At 66.4% G+C, this 20,729-nt stretch carries 17 protein-coding genes and 1 pseudogene; 8 read left to right on the top strand and 10 right to left on the bottom strand.

What is annotated here, in order from left to right; all coding sequences use genetic code 11:
• Positions 1-327: 327 nt before the first annotated feature.
• The 5 genes from AQ610_RS12085 (at position 328) to AQ610_RS31810 (ending at position 7,715) form a co-directional block, all read left to right on the top strand.
• The gene (locus tag AQ610_RS12085) at positions 328-930 is read left to right on the top strand and encodes a DUF1326 domain-containing protein (protein WP_009911879.1); all 603 of its coding nucleotides are present in this window, start codon (positions 328-330) and stop codon (positions 928-930) included.
• A 49-nt stretch (positions 931-979) separates the two neighbouring features.
• Complete coding sequence (locus AQ610_RS12080) at positions 980-1,774, top strand: DUF2182 domain-containing protein (protein WP_043282651.1); 795 nt, start codon at positions 980-982, stop codon at positions 1,772-1,774.
• A 321-nt stretch (positions 1,775-2,095) separates the two neighbouring features.
• Positions 2,096-4,729 (top strand): type VI secretion system Vgr family protein, encoded by a 2,634-nt coding sequence (locus AQ610_RS12075; RefSeq protein ID WP_045554858.1) that lies wholly within the window; start codon positions 2,096-2,098, stop codon positions 4,727-4,729.
• Entirely contained in the window at positions 4,729-5,583 is an 855-nt protein-coding gene (locus tag AQ610_RS12070; RefSeq protein ID WP_043282544.1) for a DUF4123 domain-containing protein, read from the top strand. The genes AQ610_RS12075 and AQ610_RS12070 overlap by 1 nt, the downstream gene beginning before the upstream one ends.
• 539 nt (positions 5,584-6,122) lie before the next feature.
• A complete protein-coding gene (locus AQ610_RS31810; protein WP_006026294.1) occupies positions 6,123-7,715 on the top strand; it encodes a T6SS phospholipase effector Tle1-like catalytic domain-containing protein in 1,593 nt (530 codons plus the stop codon).
• A gap of 414 nt (positions 7,716-8,129) precedes the next feature.
• Here AQ610_RS31810 and AQ610_RS12055 read toward each other — a convergent pair whose 3' ends face one another.
• Complete coding sequence (locus tag AQ610_RS12055; RefSeq protein WP_006026295.1) at positions 8,130-8,381, bottom strand: hypothetical protein; 252 nt, start codon at positions 8,379-8,381, stop codon at positions 8,130-8,132.
• Positions 8,382-8,446: 65 nt separating this feature from the next.
• Positions 8,447-9,085, bottom strand: coding sequence for an FMN-binding negative transcriptional regulator (locus AQ610_RS12050; RefSeq protein ID WP_006026296.1), 639 nt, complete (start codon positions 9,083-9,085; stop codon positions 8,447-8,449).
• 147 nt (positions 9,086-9,232) lie between these two features.
• Between AQ610_RS12050 and pdxR the strand changes: the two genes are divergently transcribed.
• Complete coding sequence (gene pdxR, locus AQ610_RS12045) at positions 9,233-10,774, top strand: MocR-like pyridoxine biosynthesis transcription factor PdxR (protein ID WP_006026297.1); 1,542 nt, start codon at positions 9,233-9,235, stop codon at positions 10,772-10,774.
• 144 nt (positions 10,775-10,918) lie between these two features.
• On the opposite strand, the gene AQ610_RS12040 is transcribed toward pdxR, so the two are convergent.
• Entirely contained in the window at positions 10,919-11,455 is a 537-nt protein-coding gene (locus AQ610_RS12040) for an Lrp/AsnC family transcriptional regulator (protein WP_063840038.1), read from the bottom strand.
• A gap of 119 nt (positions 11,456-11,574) precedes the next feature.
• Between AQ610_RS12040 and glmS the strand changes: the two genes are divergently transcribed.
• On the top strand, positions 11,575-13,434 hold the full coding sequence (gene glmS, locus AQ610_RS12035; RefSeq protein ID WP_009911881.1) for a glutamine--fructose-6-phosphate transaminase (isomerizing): 1,860 nt from the start codon (positions 11,575-11,577) through the stop codon (positions 13,432-13,434).
• A 23-nt stretch (positions 13,435-13,457) separates the two neighbouring features.
• Here glmS and AQ610_RS12030 read toward each other — a convergent pair whose 3' ends face one another.
• From AQ610_RS12030 to AQ610_RS12005, 6 genes and pseudogenes are all read right to left on the bottom strand, one after another.
• Positions 13,458-14,072, bottom strand: a complete 615-nt coding sequence (locus tag AQ610_RS12030; protein WP_006026300.1) for a class I SAM-dependent methyltransferase — start codon at positions 14,070-14,072, stop codon at positions 13,458-13,460.
• A gap of 65 nt (positions 14,073-14,137) precedes the next feature.
• The gene (locus AQ610_RS12025) at positions 14,138-14,485 is read right to left on the bottom strand and encodes a DsrE/DsrF/TusD sulfur relay family protein (RefSeq protein ID WP_006026301.1); all 348 of its coding nucleotides are present in this window, start codon (positions 14,483-14,485) and stop codon (positions 14,138-14,140) included.
• 10 nt (positions 14,486-14,495) lie between these two features.
• Positions 14,496-15,149, bottom strand: coding sequence for an ArsR/SmtB family transcription factor (locus AQ610_RS12020; RefSeq protein ID WP_006026302.1), 654 nt, complete (start codon positions 15,147-15,149; stop codon positions 14,496-14,498).
• Between the two features lie 84 nt (positions 15,150-15,233).
• Positions 15,234-16,561, bottom strand: a pseudogene (locus AQ610_RS12015) (carotenoid oxygenase family protein).
• Positions 16,562-16,585: 24 nt separating this feature from the next.
• A complete protein-coding gene (locus tag AQ610_RS12010; protein ID WP_009911884.1) occupies positions 16,586-17,254 on the bottom strand; it encodes a DUF2239 family protein in 669 nt (222 codons plus the stop codon).
• A 167-nt stretch (positions 17,255-17,421) separates the two neighbouring features.
• Complete coding sequence (locus tag AQ610_RS12005; protein WP_006026306.1) at positions 17,422-18,321, bottom strand: LysR family transcriptional regulator; 900 nt, start codon at positions 18,319-18,321, stop codon at positions 17,422-17,424.
• A gap of 250 nt (positions 18,322-18,571) precedes the next feature.
• Here AQ610_RS12005 and AQ610_RS12000 point away from each other — a divergent pair, with 250 nt between their 5' ends.
• Positions 18,572-19,345: an SDR family oxidoreductase gene (locus AQ610_RS12000; protein WP_006026307.1), complete on the top strand. Its 774-nt coding sequence runs from the start codon at positions 18,572-18,574 to the stop codon at positions 19,343-19,345.
• 149 nt (positions 19,346-19,494) lie between these two features.
• Here AQ610_RS12000 and AQ610_RS11995 read toward each other — a convergent pair whose 3' ends face one another.
• Positions 19,495-20,580, bottom strand: a complete 1,086-nt coding sequence (locus tag AQ610_RS11995) for a DUF2242 domain-containing protein (RefSeq protein ID WP_006026308.1) — start codon at positions 20,578-20,580, stop codon at positions 19,495-19,497.
• Positions 20,581-20,729 lie beyond the last annotated feature (149 nt).

Below are 20,729 nucleotides of genomic sequence, written 5' to 3'. Positions count from 1 at the left end.
GCCTTTCGTTTGACAATACGGTCGGATCGGTTTCATGCACTCGGACGGGTAGCCGACGTGGCCGATTGTGCAGCGGCGAGCAGCACAGGCGGGCCGCGAAATTGGTGATGAAACATTCGCGAGCAGCCGGCCGCATCGTTTCGGCGCGCCATTCGATCGCGCAACCATTCGACGCACGTCGACGGAAACGCGGCGAACCGCGTTTCGTATGTAAAAGACCCTAGGGTTTTCATGGGTCGCGAAGGGGCCGCCACGCCGGGGCGGCGTGAATATAGTTAACCGATGGACCGGCTCGAATCCGGTATGTTCGTCGCGGTGGAGGTCATCATGAGCTACAGCCTGGAGGGACGCATACTCGAAGTATGCGATTGCAAGGTGCTTTGCCCGTGCTGGATCGGCGAGGACCCCGACAACGGCACGTGCCGGGCGACGGTCGCCTACCACTACGACAAGGGCAGGATCGACGACGTCGACGTGTCGGGGCTGACGGTCGCGTTTGCCGCGTTCGTGCCGGGCAACATCCTGCAGGGCAACTGGCGGGTGATCATCTTCATCGACGAACGCGCGACCGATGCGCAATTCGATGCGCTCGCCAGCGTCTATCGCGGCGAACGCGGCGGGCCGCTCGCCGATTTCTCGAAGCTCTTCGGCGACATCATCGCGATCGAGCGCGCGCAGATCGATTTCGACGTGCGCGACGGTCGGGGCACGCTGAAGGTGGGCAACACCACCTACGCCGAGCTCGAACCGTACCTGGGGCCGACCGGCGAACCGACGAAGCTCGTCGAGAGCATCTTCTCGACGATCCCCGGATCGCCCGCGTTCGTCGGCAAGGCCGGCACGTTCCGCATGCAGGAACAGAAGCTCGGCATCGATCTCGACCTGAGCGGACAGAACGCGATCCAGGGTTTCTTCACGTTCAATTCGTAATGCGTATCGGCGCGAAGCGCCGTTGCGCATCCACGAAGCGCGCATCGTCATGAACGCGACTTCGTCGCGCCGCGTGTTCGTGCCGCTCGCGATCGCGTCGATCGTCGCGGCATGGGGCGCGTTGTGGATGTGGGGCAGCAGCCCGTATGCGCGTTTTCTTCATCCTGTCGACTGGTCCGCGACGAATCTCGCCGGGTTGTGCCGGCTGATTCCGGCAGGGGGTGCGATCGTGCCGGCAGTGCTGCACGTCGCCGCGTGGCTGCTGATGATCGTCGCGATGATGCTGCCGACCGTGCTGCCGCTGCTGCGAACGTTCGAGCGCCTGACGGCCGCGCGGCCGGACCGCAGCCGGCTGATGCTGCTCGTCGTGCTCGGCTATCTCGCGGCATGGAGTGCGTTCGGGCTCGTCGTCCACGCCGGCGACGCCGGCCTGCACGCGCTCGCGCGGCGCACGCCGTGGCTCGCGTGGCATGGATGGCTCGTCGGCGCGATCGTGCTGACGCTCGCGGGCGGCTATCAGTTCAGCCCGCTCAAGTATCGCTGCCTCGACAAGTGCCGCTCGCCGCTGATGTTCGTGAGCGAGCAGTGGCGGGGCAGGCATCCGCGGCGGGACAGCTTCGCGCTCGGCATGCGCCACGGGCTCTTTTGCGTCGGGTGCTGCTGGATGCTGATGTGTCTGATGTTTGTGGTGGGCGCGGGCAGCGTCGGCTGGATGCTCGCGATCGGCGCGGCGATGTCGGCCGAGAAGAACCTGCCGCACGGCCGGCGGCTGAGCGCGCCGCTCGGCGTCGCGCTGCTCGGGTGGGCGGCGTCGATCGCCGCGGCGGGATTGGGCGCAATGTGAGACACGGCGCCCCGGCTCGTCCGGTCAAGAAAGCCGGCAGCCGGGTGACGCGGCGGACAATGAAATCGGAAAGACCTGACGTATCAATCTTTCCAGCGTGAAAAGTAGAGGAATATTCGCAAAATATCTGTCCATTTTGGTTAGCCAGACTTGGCCGGCGCGCCGGGGGCTGGCTGCTTTCAAGTTTTCCCCAGCAGATTTGGTATCCTTATTCGCCAAAGAAGGCGGTTCGCCGGTACCGATACCGCGCTCGATCGCCTGACAACAAGGGGCGCGACGCGCCCCATTCCGGCGAACCTGAGAAAAAAAAGGATTTGAACCATGACGTTGGGGCCACGCGGGCCGCAGGAGGCGGCGTTTGCGCCGATCTTCGAGGCGATTCATCGTGGGCTGTTGCAGCGCGAGCGGCTGCTGAAGCTCGACACGCCGCTCGGCGCGAACACGCTGATTCCGTTGCGCGCGGTCGGCGACGCCAGGCTCGGCCGCGATTACACGTGGACAATCGACGCCGCGACCACGCGCGACGACCTGAATCCCGACGCGCTGATCGCGCAGCCCGTGACGCTGTGGCTCCAGCAGCCGCGCGGCGTGCTCGACCTGAATGCCGACTACCGGCCGATCCACGGCTACGTGCATACCGTGCGCCGGCTCGGGGCCGACGGCGGCCTGACGTCGTGGCAAATCGGCTTTTCGTCGGCGCTGCACTTTCTCCGGCATCGCCGCGACGAGCATTTCTGGCTCGACCGCGATGCGCAGGACATCCTGTCCGACGTATTCAATCGCTATCCGCAGCTTCAGGGCGCATTCCGGTTCGCGCTGAGCGGGGCGCTCGCGAAGCGTTCGTATTGCCGGCAGAGCGAAACCGACTGGCACTTCGTCAACCGGATCATGGAAGACGAAGGGCTCTATGGCTACTGGACCCACGACGGTCGCGAGCAGAAGACGATGCTCAGGATCGTCGATCGCGTCGAGGCGCTGCCGGACGCCAAGCCGATCGACTTCTATCGAGGCCATGCCGGCGACGAGTTCGACGGCTTGACGCAATGGGCAACGCTGCGCCAGTTGAACAGCGTGCACGTCGCCTCGCGTTCCGGCGACTACCAGCGCCCGGCGACGCCGTTCGAGGTCCGGCAGTCGGTGCAAACGACCCGCTACGTCGAGCAGACGAACTGGCGCACGCAGGAGCAGAAGGCGATTCCGTATCCGCCGCTCGAAGACTATAGCGCGGGGGCGTACCGGTATCCGGACTCGGATCGAGGCGTTGCGTGGGCGCGCATTCGAGCGGAGGAATACGAGTCGCGGTCGAGGCGATACGCCGGCGTCGGCGGCTCGCGCTGGGTCGATGTCGGCGGCCGGTTCGTGCTGAACGATCATCCGGCGCACGCCGAAGCCGATCCGAAGGAGCGGGAATTCGTCGCCGTCGCGGCCCGCTGGACGATCGAGAACAACGTGCCGATCGCCCGCTCGGGCCTGCATTTCCCGTACAGCCTGCAATCGGACATCGAGCGGGCGCGTTCGGGCTATGGCCCGGCGTTCGCGGTTGCGCCGCATCCGCAGGACGGCGCGACGGGCCTCTACGTCATCGAAGTGGACGCGCAGCGAACCGACATCGAATACCGCAGCCCGTTCGAGCATCGCAAGCCGGCCATGTCGGTCGAGATGGCGACGGTGGTCACACCGAACGGCGAGGAGGTCTGGACCGATCCGCTGAACCGCGTGCGCGCGCGATTCCATTGGGACAGGCAGAGTCCGCCCGACGTGTTTGAGACGTCGCCGCCGTTGCTGGTCGCGCAGTCGGATACCGGGCAGCAGTACGGCGGCGTACACGTGCCGCGTCGCGGCGAGACCGTCTATGTCGATTTCGTCGGCGGCGACTGCGACCGCCCGTATATCGTATCGCGCGCGCCGGGCGGGGCGACGCCGCCGATGTGGCATTCGGACGGGCTGCTGTCGGGCTTCCAGTCGCGCGAATACGGAGGCGGCGGCGGTTACAGCGAGATGCAGCTCGACGATGCGACCGGACAGGTGCGCGCGCGTCTGCTGAGCAAGACGCGGGGCGACTACAGCCATCTGACGCTCGGCTACGGGATCGTTCAGCAGGGCAACACGCGCGGCCGCTATCTCGGCTCGGGCTTCACGTTGCATGCCGACCAATACGGCGCGGTCCGCGCGAATCGCGGCCTGTACATCGGCACGCACTCGACCCGCCATGACGCCGAGCAACTGGACGTGGACGCGGCGCGCGATCAACTGAAGGACGCGGCCGAGGTGCTCGCGCAGCAATCGTCGCTGAGCGAGCAGCATCGCGCGGAGAGTCTGAAAGCGGGTCACGACGCGCTCACGGAACTGACCGACGCGACGCGGCAGCCGGTCGAGCCGGGCTTGAGCGGCGGGCGCACGTCGGGCGGCGGGACGGGCAGCGCGAACGGCTTCAAGGTGCCGGCGATGCTGCTCGGCAGCGCGGGCGGCATGGGCCTGACGACGTTTCAGTCGCTGCACGCGTCGGCGGATCGGCACGTGAACGTCGTCGCGGGCCAAAGCGCGTTCGTCGCGACGGGGAAGTCGTTCGTGGCAAGCGCGGGCGAGAAGGTGAGCGTGTTCGCGCAGGACGGGATCAAGCTGTTCGCGAAAGGGGACGTGCGTGTCGAGTCGCATCGCGAGACGATCGATCTGATCGGCCAGAAGACGGTGCGAATCGTGTCGGCGACGGAGCGTATCGAGATCGCGGCGGACAAGGAGATACTGATCACGTCGGGGCAGGCGTACATCCGCCTGAAGGACGGGGACATCCAGATCCATGCGCCGGGCAAGATAGACATCAAGGGCAGCATGCACAGCTTCTCGGGCCCGGCCGGCATGCCGTATCCGATGCCGACGCAGCCGGATGCGGTGTGCGTGCCGTGCATGATGAAACGCGCGGCGGGGCGATCGGCGTTCGTGTCGACGGGGGGCTGATGGATACGCAAACCGTGTTCGGCGAGGCCGATTCGTTAGGGGCGCACCTATATGTGCTCGTCGACCCGTTGCAGAACGGCAGTTTGCCCGGTGCATTGTCGGTCCGATCGGATCATGTCGCGTGCCTGATGGACGGCGGAGCGGACGTGCGGGCCGTTTCGCCGCACCTCGTCTATATCCCCCCAAGTCACTTTGAATCGGCGCGCGCATGGCTGGAACGACATGGACCGTCATCGCCGTGCGCGACGCTGCTCGCATCGCCATTGCCGCTTGCAGCGCTCGCGGCGCATCTGAAGTCGTTTCTGCGCGTGCGCTTGCCGGATGGCGAACCGATCGTGCTCGCGTATTGGGACCCGGCGATTCTCGCGACGCTCGCCGGTTCGGCGGAAGACGAGACGCTGTTCGTGAAAGGACCGGTGCTGTCCGACGCGCAGCGTCAGGCATGGCTCGCGCCGATTCTGAGGTGGACGTATTGGGATCGCGAAGGCGCGCTGCGTCAGATCGACTGGCGTCAGGCTCGGATGCCGGCCTCCGCCGCGACGCTCAGGCCGCCGTTCAAGCTCGATCAGGGGCAGGTGGATGCATTGATCGATGCGAGTGTGCCGGACGGCGTGTTGCTGCATTTTGCAGAACGTGCGCCGAGTGTACTTGCCGACATGCCGGAGCGTGAACGATATGGGTTTATCTGTCGGCAGATCAATCGCGCTCGACAGCGCGGCATTGAGGGAACGGGCGCATGGATGGAATACTGCGCACTGGCTGCACGGCATGGAGAAGCGTTTGACGCAACGTCTGAAGGTGCTGTGTTGTTGACGCAGTTGCTGCCGGCCGCGAACGATAGGCTGCAAGCATAATCACGGCATTCGTTGATAGGGGCGTACAAGATGATCTTTGCCAAATTTCGGCACACAGCTTTGGCGGCATGTTTCGCCGTGTTTGCGCTGACCGCCTGTGCGGGCTCAAGCGCTCTGCCCAATGATCCTCTAGCGGAAGAAAGGCGGGCGCTGTCGATTACGCCGGTCAATCATACGGATCGATATGCGGTCGACATCTATGTCGGCAGGTATTGGGCAGGGGCGGTAGATAGCCAAGGGGGAGGGGGAGTGCTACTTGCTGTTTTCCGGGGATGAAGGATTGGAGCAAGCCCGTCACCGTAACATGGATTTGGGGGACGGAAGAAGACCCGAAGACCAAGGCAATCACGATGCCGCGCGAGAAACGTAGTGTCCAAGTGCATTTCCCACCGGGCGGTCCACGCCAAGACCCAGATCCATACAAGACCGATGCGTACCTGTGTGTGATCTTTCGGAATCTCGACACGGTCGAATTGGCGTTTGCGCCCGGTTCGAGCAAGTGCTGGGACAAATGATTCTACCGAGACGCGAGATCAGTCATGACGGTCCGACAAAGCGGGAAGCCAATTAGCAACGAGGAGCTTAAACAAGTGGCGATCGATGGGGGCCTTAAACGCGCCCTTCGAGAGTGTCCGCCTGCCAAGGGGGATATGATTGCATGCCGACTCTATCCAAGTCTCTCGTTCTTCTTCGATGGCACGAACAACAACATGGATCGGGACTTACCGCTCCGTAAACATTCAAATGTGGCAAAGCTGTTTCTTGCCGCAATAGACTCGAGGCAATCCGGATGCTTTCGGCGATACTTGCCAGGAGTCGGCACGCCATTTCAATTCCCCAAGATCGTCGGCTATACCGACCAATTGAAAGACGACGAAGGGGGAACGCTCGGACTGGGGCTGGGTGTCGGGGGAGATCTGCGCATCAAGTTTGCGTTGGCTGAATTTTCTCGAATCCTCGATGTCGACTGGGGGCCGGGCTCGTGGAAGCACATGCGCGAAATCACCGTGGCGATCTTTGGATTTTCTCGGGGAGCAACGGAAGCACGCGCATTTGCCCGTCGATTTGTCGAACAAAAATGCTCAAAGGATGGTGGGAAGCTGTATTGGAACGCTCCGAGCGGCGTGCGTGTGCCGTTGCGCATCAACTTTATCGGGCTATTCGATACAGTCGCTTCGGTGGGTGGTCCGGCCTTGCATCTCGACTGGGCGTCGGAGTTGGCGATTCCGGCAGAGGTCGAGCGTTGTGTGCATTATGTTGCCGCGCACGAGGTGCGGCAGGCGTTTCCGCTCGATTCGGTGCGCGTCGACAAGACTTACCCCGATAATTGCGAGGAGGTCGTGTACCCCGGCGTGCATTCCGATGTCGGAGGCGGATATGGACCAGATGAGCAGGGGCGGCACCAAGATCTGTCGTTGATTCCACTGCGCCATATGTTCGCCGAAGCCTTGCGCGCGGGAGTGCCTTTGACGCCTCTTGATCAGATGAAGGTAGATTTCAGGGCGGACTTCGATTTGCGTGACGACGCGCGAGTCGTGAAGCTGTACAGTGACTATATGGCTGCCCTGCCGTCCGCATCCGGCGACACGCTCGAAGCGCTGATCCAGCCGCATCGTTACCTTAATTTTTGGTGGCGTGGCGTCTTGGCTCATAACAATGCGGATGCTCGCGTGCTGGGGAATAGGTACGCGAAATTCAGCGATTCATTTTGTAAGGCAGTGCCAGCGGGAACCGACGCGGATCATCCCGCCTGCCAGTCGAACGAGTGGGTCTACGACGTGCCGAAAGACCCGGAAGAGCAAGCAAAGCAGCTTTTACGCGAGCAGAAGCGACTCATACGGCACATCGAATTCCTGCGTCATCCGGTTGAACGTCGCGCCGGTCCCCAGAGCTATCCGCCGATGCCGCGCTCCTTGACGCCCTACGAGCAAATGATCCTGTCGGCATGGGATGCGCCGGGCGCGCCGGTGGCGGCTGTCGATCAACTGTTGGCCGAATATGTGCATGATTCGGTCGCGGCTTTCACGTCGTGGCCGTGCGCGCTCTACGAGCAGCGCGGGATTTACTGCGACCAGACGCGGTATCTGGCAGAGAACGATCCTATTGGACCAAGCGATGTGGCCGTCGCGTGAACGCGATGCGTACACGCCTCTATCCGATCCTCGTCGTGCAATCGAGTGGATATCAGGTTGAGCGACCGTTACTTGGTCACGCGATCACAAGCATATCCAGCCTTTTGAAGCACGATGGGACAGACCACGATGCTTACCATCGAGGACACTAATTTCCAACGAAATGTAAGTCTGGCCGACTGGACGAATGAGACGGACATGGACTACCGAAATCTTGATCTCCCGCCGGAAGCCGAAAACGTTGAGCTAAGTCACTTCGAGCCAGGCGATGAGTGGTTTGCCTCCGCGTCCCCGGAACTGCAGTAGGCGGCGATGCTGCGTCGGTTTTTCGATCGCTACGAAGATCCTGCAAATCAAGCTCCTTGGGATGGCAAAGACAAGGAATATGTATTTGTCTGGGGTGGTCCCTACGATTCAAACGATGAAATACAGGATCGCACCGGGAGTATTGTTCCGTACGAGGTTATGGAACCAGTCATTAGCGACTTGCATCGCGATGTGGGTGATGAGTGGGCGCCGATCGAGCATGAGGGCGTCGATTACGATGCCCGTTCGAACCTGTTCCTTCGTTGTTTCGACTTCGGGAAGCCGCTGCCGACGATCGACGCGGCGCGCCGCCGGATCGCCGGCGCGCGGTTCGTCTGCCGGAAACGACGATCCCGGCATCGCGCGCGACGCCAGAGTTCCGGATTCCGAACGAAACGAATCCGGTGTCGCCGCCGTCGTCGCGCCTATTCCGGATTCTCGTCGGCCTTCGCGAGCATCAGGTCGCCGATCGTATCGTTGCCGCACGCCTTCAGCGCTTCGCCCGCGCCGCGGATGTCGCGCGCCTCCTTGTTCTGCCCGATCTTCCATTTGCCGACGAGCCGCGTGATGTCGATCTGCAGGCCGACAATCGACTGCAGCATCGTGTCGATGTAGTCCTTCGGCGCGTCGCCGATTTGCCACGGCACGGGCTGCGTCGCCTCATGGGTGCGCGTGAGGCGCGCGACCACGCCGCGCACGAACGGCTCGTCGTCGCGAACGGCGATCCGTCCGTGCGCATGGACGACAACGTAGTTCCACGTCGGCACCTGCCGGTGGAATTCGTGCTTGCTCGGATACCAGTTCGGCGAGATGTAGGCGTCGCCCGCGCGGAACACGACGAGAACCTCGTCGCCGCTCGACACGTGCTGCCAGACGGGGTTCGCGCGCGCGACGTGCGCGCGCAGCGCGCCGAGCGGTCCGTCGCCCGGCGCGAGCTCGAACGGAATGTGATTCGCGTCGAGTCCGCCGGCGCCGTGCGTGATCAGGATGCCGAGCGGGTGTCGCGCGATCAGCGCGTGCAGGACGTCGGTGCGGCGTTCGTCGAAATGGGCGGGGACGTACATGGCGGCTCCACGGTCGGGCTGCGTTCGCGCAGCGTATCGGGGTTGAAGTCGGGGGTTTGAAATCGGGGTTGAACGATGCAGCCATTGTCGTCTCGAACTGGTTTATTCTGTAGAGCCAGTTTGAACAGTTTCTGGTGAACCGGAATTATGGCGAGACGCGCCCGCATCATCGAGATTCCGTCGCTCGGCGCGCTCGACCGAGCGGCCGGCAACCTGAGCAGGCAGTTGGCGCAAGCGCTGCGGGACGCCGTTCGCGACGGCGAAGTCGAGCCGGGCGACGCGCTGCCGTCCACGCGGTTTCTCGCCGCGTCGCTGCGGATCGCGCGCGGCACGGTGGTCGACGCCTACGAGCAGTTGATCGCGGAAGGGTTTCTGGAGTCGCAAGGCGGCGTCGGGACCCGCGTCGCGCATGCGCTCGCCGAGCCGCCGCATTCGCGAATCGCTCGCGAAGCGCCGCGCGCCGCGCGCCGCCGCGAGACGTCGGCGGCGCGTTCGGCCCTGCCGCAGCCGGCTGCCGCGTATGCGCGCGTCGCGAGGGAGTTCGAGCCCTTGCCGCCGGTGCCGTTCGCGATTTCGGTGCCGGTCGGCGCGACGGCGCCCGACGACGTGTGGCGCCGCCTCGGCAACCGCCTGCGGGCGAAGGGAGCCGCCGCGCCGATGGGCTATGCGGAGCCGCAGGGCGTGCTGCCGCTGCGCGAAGCGATCGCCGACTATGTGCGCAAGTCCCGCTCCGTGCATTGCGAGCCCGATCAGATCATCGTCACGAGCGGCACGCAGCAGGGGCTCTTTCTCGCGTGCCAGGTGCTGCTGGGCGCGCACGATCGCGCGTGGGTCGAAAATCCCGCGTATCGCGGCATTACCGCGATTCTCGAATGCGCGGGGCGGCGCGATGCGATGGTGCGCGTGCCGGTCGACGCGGAGGGCATCGACGTCGACGCGGGCATCCGGCTCGCGCGCGATGCGCGCGCCGCGTTCGTCACGCCGTCGCATCAGTATCCGCTCGGCATGCCGATGAGCATGGCGCGGCGCAGCGCGCTGCTCGCGTGGGCGCGCACGGACGGCGCATGGGTGATCGAGGACGATTACGATAGCGAACTGCGCTTCGGGGGCTATCCGTTTCCGTCGCTCCAGGGGCTCGATCCGGACCGCGTCGTCTATCTCGGCACGTTCAGCAAGATCCTGTTTCCGTCGTTGCGGCTCGGTTATCTGGTCGCGCCGGACGAACTGGTCGACGCGTTTCGCGGCGCGCGCGTGCTGATGGATCGCCACGCGCCGACCGCGGACCAGCACGTGCTCGCGGCCTTCATCGCCGACGGGCATTTCGATCGCCACATCCGCCGCGTGCGAGGCGTGTATGCGGAGCATCGCGCGCAACTGATCGATACGGTCGGCAGGCTGCTGCCCGACGATCTCGCGTGGCTGCAGCCGGGCGATCAGGGCATGCATGCGGTGCTCTGGCTCGCGGCGGGCGTCGACGACCTGCGCGTCGTGGCGATGGCCGCGCAGGCGGGCGTCGCGGTTCGCGCGGTGTCGCCGATGTTCGCGCCGGGCACGGCGCGCCCCGGCCTCGTCCTCGGCTTCGGCGGATTCAGCCGCGAGCAGATGGATGCGGCGGCGCGGCGGCTTGCCGAGGTGATCGCCGCGGCGGGCGGCGAGGCGTCGCGCGCGCGGGCGGGGCGGCGCCGTTAGCGTGACGTCGATGCGTTCGGGGCGCGTGGGGCCGGCCGTTTTTGATGCGATCGTGATTGAAGGCGAAGGCGGGGATGACGCCAGAACCGCATCGTCGATGAGCGACGGCCCGCCGGCGCGAGCGACCCCGTCCGATCGACGCCGTCAGCCGCCCGCCCGCTTGCCGAGCGTGACGCTCACCGGCGCGTTCGCCTCGAATTTCGCGCGATGCGTCGAGAAGAACGTTCTCACGTTGCGGACGTTCGACGCGTGCGTGAACAGCCGGCGCGCGAATTCGTCGTACGCGGGCATGTCGGCGAGGTCCGCGACGACGACGAAGTCGGGTCCGGGCGACACGCGATAGCACTGCGTCACTTCGGGCTGCGCGCAGACGTACGTCTCGAACGCGTCGTAGTCCTCGGCCGTCTGCCGATCGAGGCCGACCTCGATGATCGCGGTGACGGTCGCGCCGATCTTGCCGCGATCGAGGACGGCGATCCGGCGCTCGATGATCCCGGCCTCCGTCAGCTTGCGCACGCGCCGCATGCAGGTGGGCGGCGACGACAACGCGCGTTCGGCGAGCTCCACGTTCGAGATCGAGGCGTCGGCCTGCAGCGCGGCGAGGATGCGAAGGTCCAGTTCGTCGAGATGGGCGTCGGCCAAGCGGTTCTCCTGCGATGTCGGTCTGAAATTTAATTTCATATCGATGGTAAATGTCATATAAATTTCAAAACACTAAAATTTTTGAAATTAAATTCCATTCAGGCGATTCTACCATCGCGTTCATCGATCCCCGAGCGGATCGTTTTACGGAGAGCGATATGTGTGGAATTGTCGGCGCGGTGGCGCGGCGCGACGTCGTGCCCAACCTGGTGGACGGTTTGAAGCGGCTCGAATATCGCGGCTACGATTCGTGCGGCGTGGTCGTCTATCAGGACCGGCGGCTCGTCCGGGCGCGCAGCGTCGAACGCGTCGCGACGCTGCAGCGCGAGATCTCGGCCCGCGCGCTGTCGGGCTATGCGGGCATCGCGCACACGCGCTGGGCGACGCACGGCGCGCCCGTGACCGCCAACGCGCATCCGCATTTTTCGCCGGGCGTCGCTGCGCCGGGCGTCGCTTCGCCGGACGAAACCCGTGCGCGGATCGCGCTGTCGCACAACGGCATCATCGAGAACTACGAAGCGCTGCGCGCGGATCTCGAGCAACACGGCTACGCGTTCGCAAGCCAGACCGACAGCGAGGCGATCGCGCATCTCGTCGATCATCTGTACGACGGCGACCTGTTCGACGCTGTGCGGCGCGCGGTTGCGCGGCTGCGCGGCAGCTATGCGATCGCGGTGATGTGCCGCGACGAGCCGCACCGGATCGTCGGCGCGCGCGACGGGATGCCGCTTGTCGTCGGCATCGGCGACGGCGAGCACTTTCTCGCGTCCGACGCGATCGCGCTGTCGAACGTCACCGACCGGATCGCGTATCTCGAGAACGGCGACGTCGCCGACATCCAGTTGCATCGCCACTGGATCGTCGACGCGAGCGGGCAGCGCGTCGAGCGGGCGGTGCACACGATCGCCGCGCACGGCGGGGCGGCGGATCTCGGCGGCTATCGCTGCTACATGCAAAAGGAGATTTTCGAGCAGCCGCGCGCGGTTGCCGACACGCTGCTCGACGTCACGTCGATCATGCCCGAGCTGTTCGGCGACCGCGCGTGGCGCGCGCTGAACGCGGCGGATTCGGTGCTGCTGCTCGCGTGCGGCGGCAGCTACCACGCGGCGCTCACCGCGAAATACTGGATCGAGAGCATCGCCGGCTTGCCGGCGAACGTCGAGATCGCGAGCGAGTTCCGCTATCGCGACTGCGTGCCGAATCCGCAGACGCTCGTCGTCGCGGTGTCGCAAAGCGGCGAGACGGCCGACGTGCTCGGCGCGGTGCACGCGGCGAAGCGGCTCGACATGCTGAACACGCTCGCGATCTGCAACGTGCCGACGAGCGCGCTCGTGCGCGAATGCGCGTCGAGCTTCATCACGCGGGCGGGCATCGAGGTCGGCGTCGCGTCGACGAAGGCGTTCACGACGCAGTTGGTCGCGCTGTTCCTGCTGACGCTCGCGCTCGCGCAGGTGCGCGCACGGTTGCCCGACGAGGACGAGAAGCGGCACCTGCATGCGCTGCGCCATCTGCCCGATGCGATGAGCAAGGTGCTCGCGCTCGAGCCGCAGATCATCGCGTGGTCCGAGCGGCTCGCGCGGCGCGAGAACATGCTGTTCCTCGGCCGCGGGATGCACTATCCGATCGCGCTCGAAGGCGCGCTGAAGATGAAGGAGATTTCGTACATCCACGCGGAGGCGTATGCGGCGGGCGAGTTGAAGCACGGCCCGCTCGCGCTCGTGAGCGACGAGATGCCCGTCATCGCGGTTGCGCCGAACGACCGGCTGCTCGAGAAGCTGCGCTCGAACATGCACGAGGTGAGCGCGCGCAACGGCAGGCTCTTCGTGTTCGCCGACGTCGACTGCGGGCTCGCGAGCGCGCCGGGCATCGACGTGATTCGCCTCACCGAGTACTACGGTCCGCTGTCGCCGATCCTGCATGCGATCCCGATGCAACTGCTGGCGTTTCATGCGGCGCTCGCGCGCGGGACCGACATCGACAAGCCCCGCAATCTCGCGAAGTCGGTGACGGTCGAGTGACGATGCCGGCGGCGCGGCCGTCTTCAGGCCTTGCGAAACACGCAATGGAGAAACTGCTGGGCGGCGTCGGCCGGCGTGCGGTGCGTCTCGTACGAGGCTTCGACCAACGCGAAGCCGGCGCCCAATTCCCGCGACAGTTCGTCCGGGCCGTATCGGACGACGTCGAGGCCGCTGCAGCGCGCGGGACCCGCCGGCCCGAACGTGGCGATGACGACGCAGCCGCCGGATTTCAGCGACGCCGACAGCCGCTCGACGTATGCGCGTCGCGCCGCGCGCTCGGTGAGGAAGTGGAACACGGCGCGGTCGTGCCATACGTCGTATTCGTTCGCGGGCAGATCCGCCTGCGTGATGTCGGCGTCCATCCACCGGACGCGCGACGCGGCGTCGCCGAGCCGGCGTCGCGCGACGTCGAGCGCGATGCTCGACACGTCGGCCACCGTCACGTGCTCGTAGCCGCGCGCGAGCAGGTCGTCGACCAGGGTCGACTCGCCGCCGCCCGCATCGATGATGTTCGCGCCGAGGCCGGGGGCGAATCGGTCGATCAAGCGGAGCGAGGTGTCCAGGTGCGGGCGATACCAACTGAGCGCGTCGGCCGCCTTCGTGCGATACACCGCTTCCCAATGCTGTTTGCTGTCCATGTCTGTTATCACGATGGCCGAGCGATCCGGGCTCGGTGATGACGGTTTTCGTCGTTGCGCGAGGCTCAGAACACCAGTGCCTTGTCGGCCCACACGGACCATTCGGCCAGTTCGTCCATCGAGCTTCGGTGCGCTCCAGCGACGAGGTCGTCGACCGCCAGGCCCCTTGCATTCATGCACGTCCCGCAAACGCCGACGGCTCCGCCGCTTCGAATGACGGCTCCCAGCATCACTTCGAGGTTGTAGAACCCCGCCGGCACCTTTTGCCCTTTGTGCGCGGCGGCGACGGCGTCGCCGACGAGGAAGATCCTGACTTCGTGGCCGCCTCTCGACAGCGCGCCCGCCAGCCGGACGCCGTTGTAAGCGCGCTCGGTGCCGTAAGGGGCATCGTTGAGAATCAGCAGGGTCTTCATCGCATCCTCGTCATTCTTCGAGGGGAAGGCCTCGGGCGCGCCACTCCGCGACGCCGTCGGTCAAGTGGAACGCCTGGTATCCGCGCCGGCGCAGCAGTTCGACCGCGTCCTTGGCCATCAGGCAGAACGGCCCCCGGCAGTACGCGACGACGGGCACGTCCTTCGGCAATTCGCCGAGCCGCTTCCTGAGCTCCGCGAGCGGAAGCGAGCGCGCGTGAGGCAGGCGGCGCACGCTGTACTCGCTCGAAGGGCGCACGTCGAGAACGACGATCTCGCCCGCCGCCGCCATTTTCAGGATGTCGCGCCGGTTCATTCCGTGCAGTGGGTCGCGATGCTCGACGATCGCGCCGAGCGCCATTTGCAGCTCGACGAGACGTTCTTCCGCCTCGGCGCGCAACGCGACCCACAGGTTCGCGACGCTGTCGCCGGCGAGGCGGTAGAGCACATATTTGCCTTCCTTGCGGCTGTCCACCATGCGCGCCTGACGCAGCTCCTTCAAATGGGCGCTGGCGAGCTTCACGCTGATGTCGGCCTGCGACGCGAGCATCTCGACGGTCTTTTCGCCCTGGCACAGCAGTTCGATCAGTTCGAGCCGCTTCGGGCTCGACATCGCCTTGCCGATGCGCGAAACCTGGAGGTACAGATGGTCTTTGGCGTCTCTCATGCCAACATTCTAGTAATTGTTGGAATGAATGTGAAGCGAAGATTGCATGCGGCGAACGGCGCGGATTCGCCGCATCGATCCCGCTCAGCCGTTGCCCGGCAGCCAAGCGCCGTGAAAACCCGCCGGGATGCGTCGCGGCAGGTGCACGGTCGCGATCGGCCCGTCGTCGATCGACCGGCCGTCGAGGATCACGACGTCGCTCGTATCCGTTGCATGGCGATACACGCAGGCGAGGAGCCACCCGTCGTCCTCATCGATCGCGCCCGGGCGCGGGACGAACACCGGCTCGCTGTTCTGGTCGCCGGGCGGCACCCGGTAGCGCTGCGTCGAGCCGACGTCGACGTCATAGCGGACGACGCCGCGCAATTCGACGTGGGTCGGCTGTTCTGCCGCATACAGGAACCGGTGGCGGCGGCCGGTGCGGCTCTCGTTGATCCGGGGCAGCTCGATGCCGGCGTCGTCGAGCGGTTGCTCGGCGACGGTTCCCGCGACGAGATCGATCGTATAGCGCCACAGCGCGCCGACCGGATTGGCGTCGAACCCGCGGCCGTCGCGCGCGACGCGCAGGAACCACGGATAGCGGACGACGTCGAGCACAATCGCCGGGCAATCGATGTCGTACGCGTTGACGACGTGCTGGATGAAGCACGGCGCGACGTCGAACCAGCGCACATCGCCGCCGCGGCGCGGCACGACGCCGAGGCGCGCGCGACGCTCGTCGTGCCAGCGCAGCGGCATCCGGTGGCCGTGCGACAGCATCGAGAAGTCATACGCGACGTTCAGGTCGAACACGATGCTGTGCGTCGCGGTGATCGCGATGTCGTGCATCATCGACGGCGCGGGCAACGCGATCTCCGCGTCGACGGTCTGCACGCCGGCCGCGTTCGCGACGCCGTAGCGCAGCCACGGCTGGTTCCAGTCGGCGCGAAAGGCGATCAGCTCGCCCGTTTGCGGATCACTTTCGGATGCGCGGCCATCCCGCGCGCGAGGCCCGGATGGCGCCGCGCCGCGCCGATGCTGTCGAGCCCGGCCGTGATCGCGAGCGGCGCGCCGCCTTCGGCGAGCGCGAGGATCTCGCCCGCGTGGGCGAGCACGCTGACGTTCGGATTCGTGTCGACGAGCAACGGCGCGCGCGCCGGATCGTACACGCGCGCCCAGCGCTGCGTGCGCGCCCAGCGGTTGCGGTAGCGCGTCGCGCGGCCGTCGCTGAACGTTATCGCATGCAGCATCGCGTCTTCCGGCCACCATGACAGCACGCCGCCGCCGTCGAAGCGGCCGCGCAGCGGATTGGGCCCGTTGCGCACGAGTACGCCGTTCAGGTCGCGCGGAATCGCGCCGGTCATGCGCAGGTCGACGGCGTCGACCTCGTCGGTCACGGGCGCCAAGGCGCCCGCATTCAAGTCGATGGTCATCGTCGTCTGGTGTGCCAGGGTGGGTCAGCGCGCGTCGGGCGATGGCGCGTCATCGCCCGGCGACGCGAGCGCGAGCGCGTGATCGCGCACGTCGGCGGGCCATCCGGCGATCAGCTCGCGCAGCCGCGCGCCGTCGTTCGCGAAGAGCGCGCGCGACGCTTCCTCGAAGCCGGGCATGTCGCCCGCGATCGCCGACATGAAGTGGTACGCGCGCTCCTGCGCGCGGCGGCTTCGGTCCTTGTGCGCGTGCGAGCGGCGTGCTTCGTCGACGAGGCGGCGCAGCGCGACCGATGCGCCGCCCCGCTGCGTCGCGAGCCATTCCCAGTGGCGCGGCAGCAGCGTGACTTCGCGCGCGACGACGCCGAGCTTCGGGCGGCCGCGGCCGCGCGGTCCGTTCGCGAGCGGGGCGACGCCGGCGGTGCTGGCGGCGTCGGATGCGGTTTCGTGGTTCGCATCGGCCGGCTCGCCGGGCGTCGCGGCTTGCGCGTAGCGGGCGGCGACTTCGTCGTCCGAGCCGCGCGTGTCGATGTCGATCGAGCGGCCGGTCGCGTTGTCGAAGATCAGGATCGCGCCGCCGATCGCGTCGCTGGCGACAGCCCGCTTGATCGCGAGCGCGACCGCCGGCAACGGGCCGGCCGCGAGGCGCCGGTAGCCGTCGAACGCGGTATGGGAGGGAAGAGGAGGGTTCGTCATCGCATCGGTCTCATTGATCGGAACAATGCGATATTTATATCCGGGCATAAATTGGATGTCAATAATATCCGGGTAATATTTGTTGTCCGGCCGCCGCGCCTGTCGGGCGGTGCGCCGTGCGGCGCGAGGTGCGAGGCGGCGCTCGATGCGGAGGCGCGTTTCGACGCCTACAGCACCTTCGTCCGTAGCAGCGCCTCCAGCCATTCGGCGAATACCTGGAAGCGTCGCGACAGATGCTGCCGGTGCGGATACAGCAGCGTCATCGGCATCGGCGCCGCGCGATGGTTCGGCAGCACTTCGACGAGCTCGCCCGCGCGCAGGTGCGCGGCGACGTCGTACGCGGGAATCTGGATGAGGCCGAGCCCCGACAGGCAGCACGCGATGTACGCCTCCGCGCTGTTGACGGTCACGCGCCCGCGCAGCGCGACGCGCCTCACCGCATCGCCTTCGGTCCATTCCCACGGCGCGATGCGCCCGTTCGACGGCGACGCGTAGTTGACGGGCTGATGGCGCTCGAGATCGGCGGGCGTGTGCGGCACGCCGTGGCGCGCGAGATAGGCGGGGCTCGCGACGTTGATGAGCGGCAGGTCGCCGATCGCGCGCGCGACGAGGCCCGAATCGCTCAGCGTGCCGACGCGCAGCACGCAGTCGACGCGTTCCTCGATCAGGTTCACCGCGCGATCGGTGACGCCGAGGTCGACGCTGATCTGCGGATATCGGTCGAGAAACCCGGGCAGCGCGGGCGCGACGATCAGGCGTCCGATGCGGCCTGGCATGTCGACGCGCAGCGTGCCGCTCGGCCCGACGATCGAATGGCGGAACAGGTTTTCGGTTTCCTCGACGTCAGCGATCAGGCGCAGGCAGCGCTCGTAGAGCGCGGCGCCGTCCTGGGTCGGCGTCACCTTGCGGGTGGTGCGGTGCAAGAGCCGCGCGCCGACGCGGCCTTCCAGCTCCTGGATCGCCGCCGATACCGACGAGCGCGGCATCCCGAGCGTATCGGCCGCGCGCGTGAAGTTCGCGCATTCGACGACGCGCGCGAACACGCGGAAGAGGTCAATGCGGTCCATCGGCGGCTCCGTGGCGACGCGGGAGGGACGGCATGTCCGCCGTACCGGATGCGGCGGGCGGCGCGGGCGCGAGTGCGGGGGCGAGCGGGGTCATCGTTGCGGGGTGGAACGTGGGCTAACCGACAATTGGTCGAATTTTCTGACGGGTGATGTCAGAAGTGACGGCTTTATAAGGATTTTTTGGACTATATCATCCGAAGGCATGCGAGGCCGTATCGGACGGCACCGCGCGTCAAAACGGAGAGCAAACATGGCAGACCACGGCATCAAGGGCAAAACCGTCATCATCGCGGGCGGCGCGAAGAACCTCGGCGGGCTGATCGCGCGCGATCTCGCCACGCAAGGCGCGAAGGCGGTCGCGATTCACTACAACAGCGCGGCATCCCAGGGCGCCGCGGACGAGACCGTGGCGGCGGTCAAGGCGGCCGGCGCGCAAGCGGTCGCGTTGCAGGCGGATCTGACGACGGCGGGCGCCGTCGAGAAGCTGTTCGCCGACGCGGCGGCTGCGGTCGGCCGTCCGGACATCGCGATCAACACCGTCGGCAAGGTGCTGAAGAAGCCGTTCGTCGAGATCACCGAGGCCGAATACGACGAGATGGCGGCCGTCAATTCGAAGACGGCGTTCTTCTTCCTGAAGGAAGCGGGCAAGCACGTGAACGACAACGGCAAGATCGTCACGCTCGTCACGTCGCTGCTCGGCGCATTCACGCCGTTCTACGCGGCCTACGCGGGGACGAAGGCGAGCGTCGAGCACTTCACGCGCGCGGCGGCGAAGGAGTACGGCGCGCGCGGCATCTCGGTGACGGCGGTGGGCCCCGGCCCGATGGATACGCCGTTCTTCTATCCGGCCGAAGGCGCGGACGCGGTCGCGTATCACAAGACGGCTGCGGCGCTGTCGGCATTCTCGAGGACGGGCCTGACCGACATCGAGGACGTCGTGCCGTTCATTCGCCACCTCGTCAGCGACGGCTGGTGGATCACCGGCCAGACGATCCTGATCAACGGCGGATATACGACGAAGTAAGCGGAGTCGGCGGTGGCTGGGCGCGGCGAAGTCTTGCGGCGAGCAGCGGGCCTTGCCCCACGCCCCACGCCCGTCGCGCGCTCCGCTGCGCCGATCGATGGCGATGGCGATGGCGCGCCCGAGGCAGTGCGGGCGCCGGGACGGCGGGCTCAGTTCGCGTTGATTTCGCGCGGGGCGGATTGCGTCGCGTCGGGCGACATCGGGGGCAGCGCGGCGGCCGATGCCGGTACCGATGCTGGCGTCGATGTCGCAGCGGATGTCGAAGCGGACGTCGAAGAGGGCATCGTCGCCGTTGCCGTTGTCGAGATCGATTTCTCCACCCGCTCCGGTTGATCTGCCGATGCGAGCGGCGCGGCCGCCGGCGCGATCGACGACGCCGGGCTCGCCGCTGGCGCCGGGGCGGGCGCGGAAGCCGGCGTCGGGGCGGAAGCCGGTGCGGGTGCCGATGCGGGTGCCGATGCGGGCGTAGGTGTCGGCGTCGACGCGGCCGTGGGCGCCGACGCAGCGGCCGGAGCCGAAGCGGGCGCTGGCGCGGCGTTCGTCTCGGGCGCGGACGGATGCACGGGCTCCGCAGGCGGCGTCGGCGCGACAGGCGTCTTCAGTTTCATCGGCGCGCCTTCGGCAGTCTCCGCCGGTTCGGGCAGCGGCGCGACGCGTTCCTTCTCGGCCGCCTTGACGGCCGCCTTGTCGCGCCGCGCCGGGTCGATCTTCAGGAAATGGTCGACGAGATTGAAGAAGCGCTCGTAGAACACGCCGGCGGGAATGGTTTCGCTCGCGATCTTGACCATCGCGTCGTCGCTCGATCCGATCGGCAGCGACAGCGAGCCGAACACGCTCAGGCCGACGCTTGCCGACGTGTTGCTCTTCTTCAGCGAGTAGCGGTCCTGCACGGCGTTCACATACGCGATGCTCGACGCGCCGTCGACGTCCGCGTCCGCGCAGACGACGTGAAATTCGATGACGACGTGCGAATCGTTGCTCGGCTGGAAGTTCTTGCTGCCTTCGACCGCATCCGCGCGCGTCGCGCTCGCCATGTAGCCCTGGCTCAGCAGCGCGCGGCGCGCGGCTTCGCACGTCGCAGCCGATTTTTCGTGGAACGTGCGCGCGTACGGGCTCGCGGTCGCGTCGAACTGTTCCTGCTGGTAAAGAGGCTTGGGCGCCGACGAGCAGGCGGACAGCACGGTCGCGATCGCCACGGCGGACGCAACGAGAAACGGTCGGAATCGGTTGTGCATGGCGTAATTCGAAGTGGCCGGCCACGTGCAGCGCAATCCGGCCCTGGCAGATGCGCGGGCTCGGCGCTGCCGATCGGCGCGGTGGCGCGGGCGAACCGGCGCGGGGTGATCGGTGCGGCCTGCCGCATGCGGCGTCGGCCGACGCGATG

It is taken from the genome of Burkholderia humptydooensis, from assembly GCF_001513745.1.
GTDB classification, from domain to species: Bacteria; Pseudomonadota; Gammaproteobacteria; order Burkholderiales; family Burkholderiaceae; genus Burkholderia; species Burkholderia humptydooensis.
Note: the sequence above shows the minus strand (reverse complement) of the source record. Positions and strands in the feature narration are given on the sequence as shown.

Excerpts from the sequence above, each read along its gene's own strand:
- AQ610_RS12085 (WP_009911879.1), top strand. The coding sequence starts at position 328 with ATGAGCTACAGCCTGGAGGGACGCATACTCGAAGTATGCGATTGCAAG.
- AQ610_RS12080 (WP_043282651.1), top strand. The coding sequence starts at position 980 with ATGAACGCGACTTCGTCGCGCCGCGTGTTCGTGCCGCTCGCGATCGCG.
- AQ610_RS12075 (WP_045554858.1), top strand. The coding sequence starts at position 2,096 with ATGACGTTGGGGCCACGCGGGCCGCAGGAGGCGGCGTTTGCGCCGATC.
- AQ610_RS12070 (WP_043282544.1), top strand. The coding sequence starts at position 4,729 with ATGGATACGCAAACCGTGTTCGGCGAGGCCGATTCGTTAGGGGCGCAC.
- AQ610_RS31810 (WP_006026294.1), top strand. The coding sequence starts at position 6,123 with ATGACGGTCCGACAAAGCGGGAAGCCAATTAGCAACGAGGAGCTTAAA.
- AQ610_RS12055 (WP_006026295.1), bottom strand. The coding sequence starts at position 8,381 with ATGCCGGGATCGTCGTTTCCGGCAGACGAACCGCGCGCCGGCGATCCG.
- AQ610_RS12050 (WP_006026296.1), bottom strand. The coding sequence starts at position 9,085 with ATGTACGTCCCCGCCCATTTCGACGAACGCCGCACCGACGTCCTGCAC.
- pdxR (WP_006026297.1), top strand. The coding sequence starts at position 9,233 with ATGGCGAGACGCGCCCGCATCATCGAGATTCCGTCGCTCGGCGCGCTC.
- AQ610_RS12040 (WP_063840038.1), bottom strand. The coding sequence starts at position 11,455 with ATGAAATTAAATTTCAGACCGACATCGCAGGAGAACCGCTTGGCCGAC.
- glmS (WP_009911881.1), top strand. The coding sequence starts at position 11,575 with ATGTGTGGAATTGTCGGCGCGGTGGCGCGGCGCGACGTCGTGCCCAAC.
- AQ610_RS12030 (WP_006026300.1), bottom strand. The coding sequence starts at position 14,072 with ATGGACAGCAAACAGCATTGGGAAGCGGTGTATCGCACGAAGGCGGCC.
- AQ610_RS12025 (WP_006026301.1), bottom strand. The coding sequence starts at position 14,485 with ATGAAGACCCTGCTGATTCTCAACGATGCCCCTTACGGCACCGAGCGC.
- AQ610_RS12020 (WP_006026302.1), bottom strand. The coding sequence starts at position 15,149 with ATGAGAGACGCCAAAGACCATCTGTACCTCCAGGTTTCGCGCATCGGC.
- AQ610_RS12010 (WP_009911884.1), bottom strand. The coding sequence starts at position 17,254 with ATGACGAACCCTCCTCTTCCCTCCCATACCGCGTTCGACGGCTACCGG.
- AQ610_RS12005 (WP_006026306.1), bottom strand. The coding sequence starts at position 18,321 with ATGGACCGCATTGACCTCTTCCGCGTGTTCGCGCGCGTCGTCGAATGC.
- AQ610_RS12000 (WP_006026307.1), top strand. The coding sequence starts at position 18,572 with ATGGCAGACCACGGCATCAAGGGCAAAACCGTCATCATCGCGGGCGGC.
- AQ610_RS11995 (WP_006026308.1), bottom strand. The coding sequence starts at position 20,580 with ATGCACAACCGATTCCGACCGTTTCTCGTTGCGTCCGCCGTGGCGATC.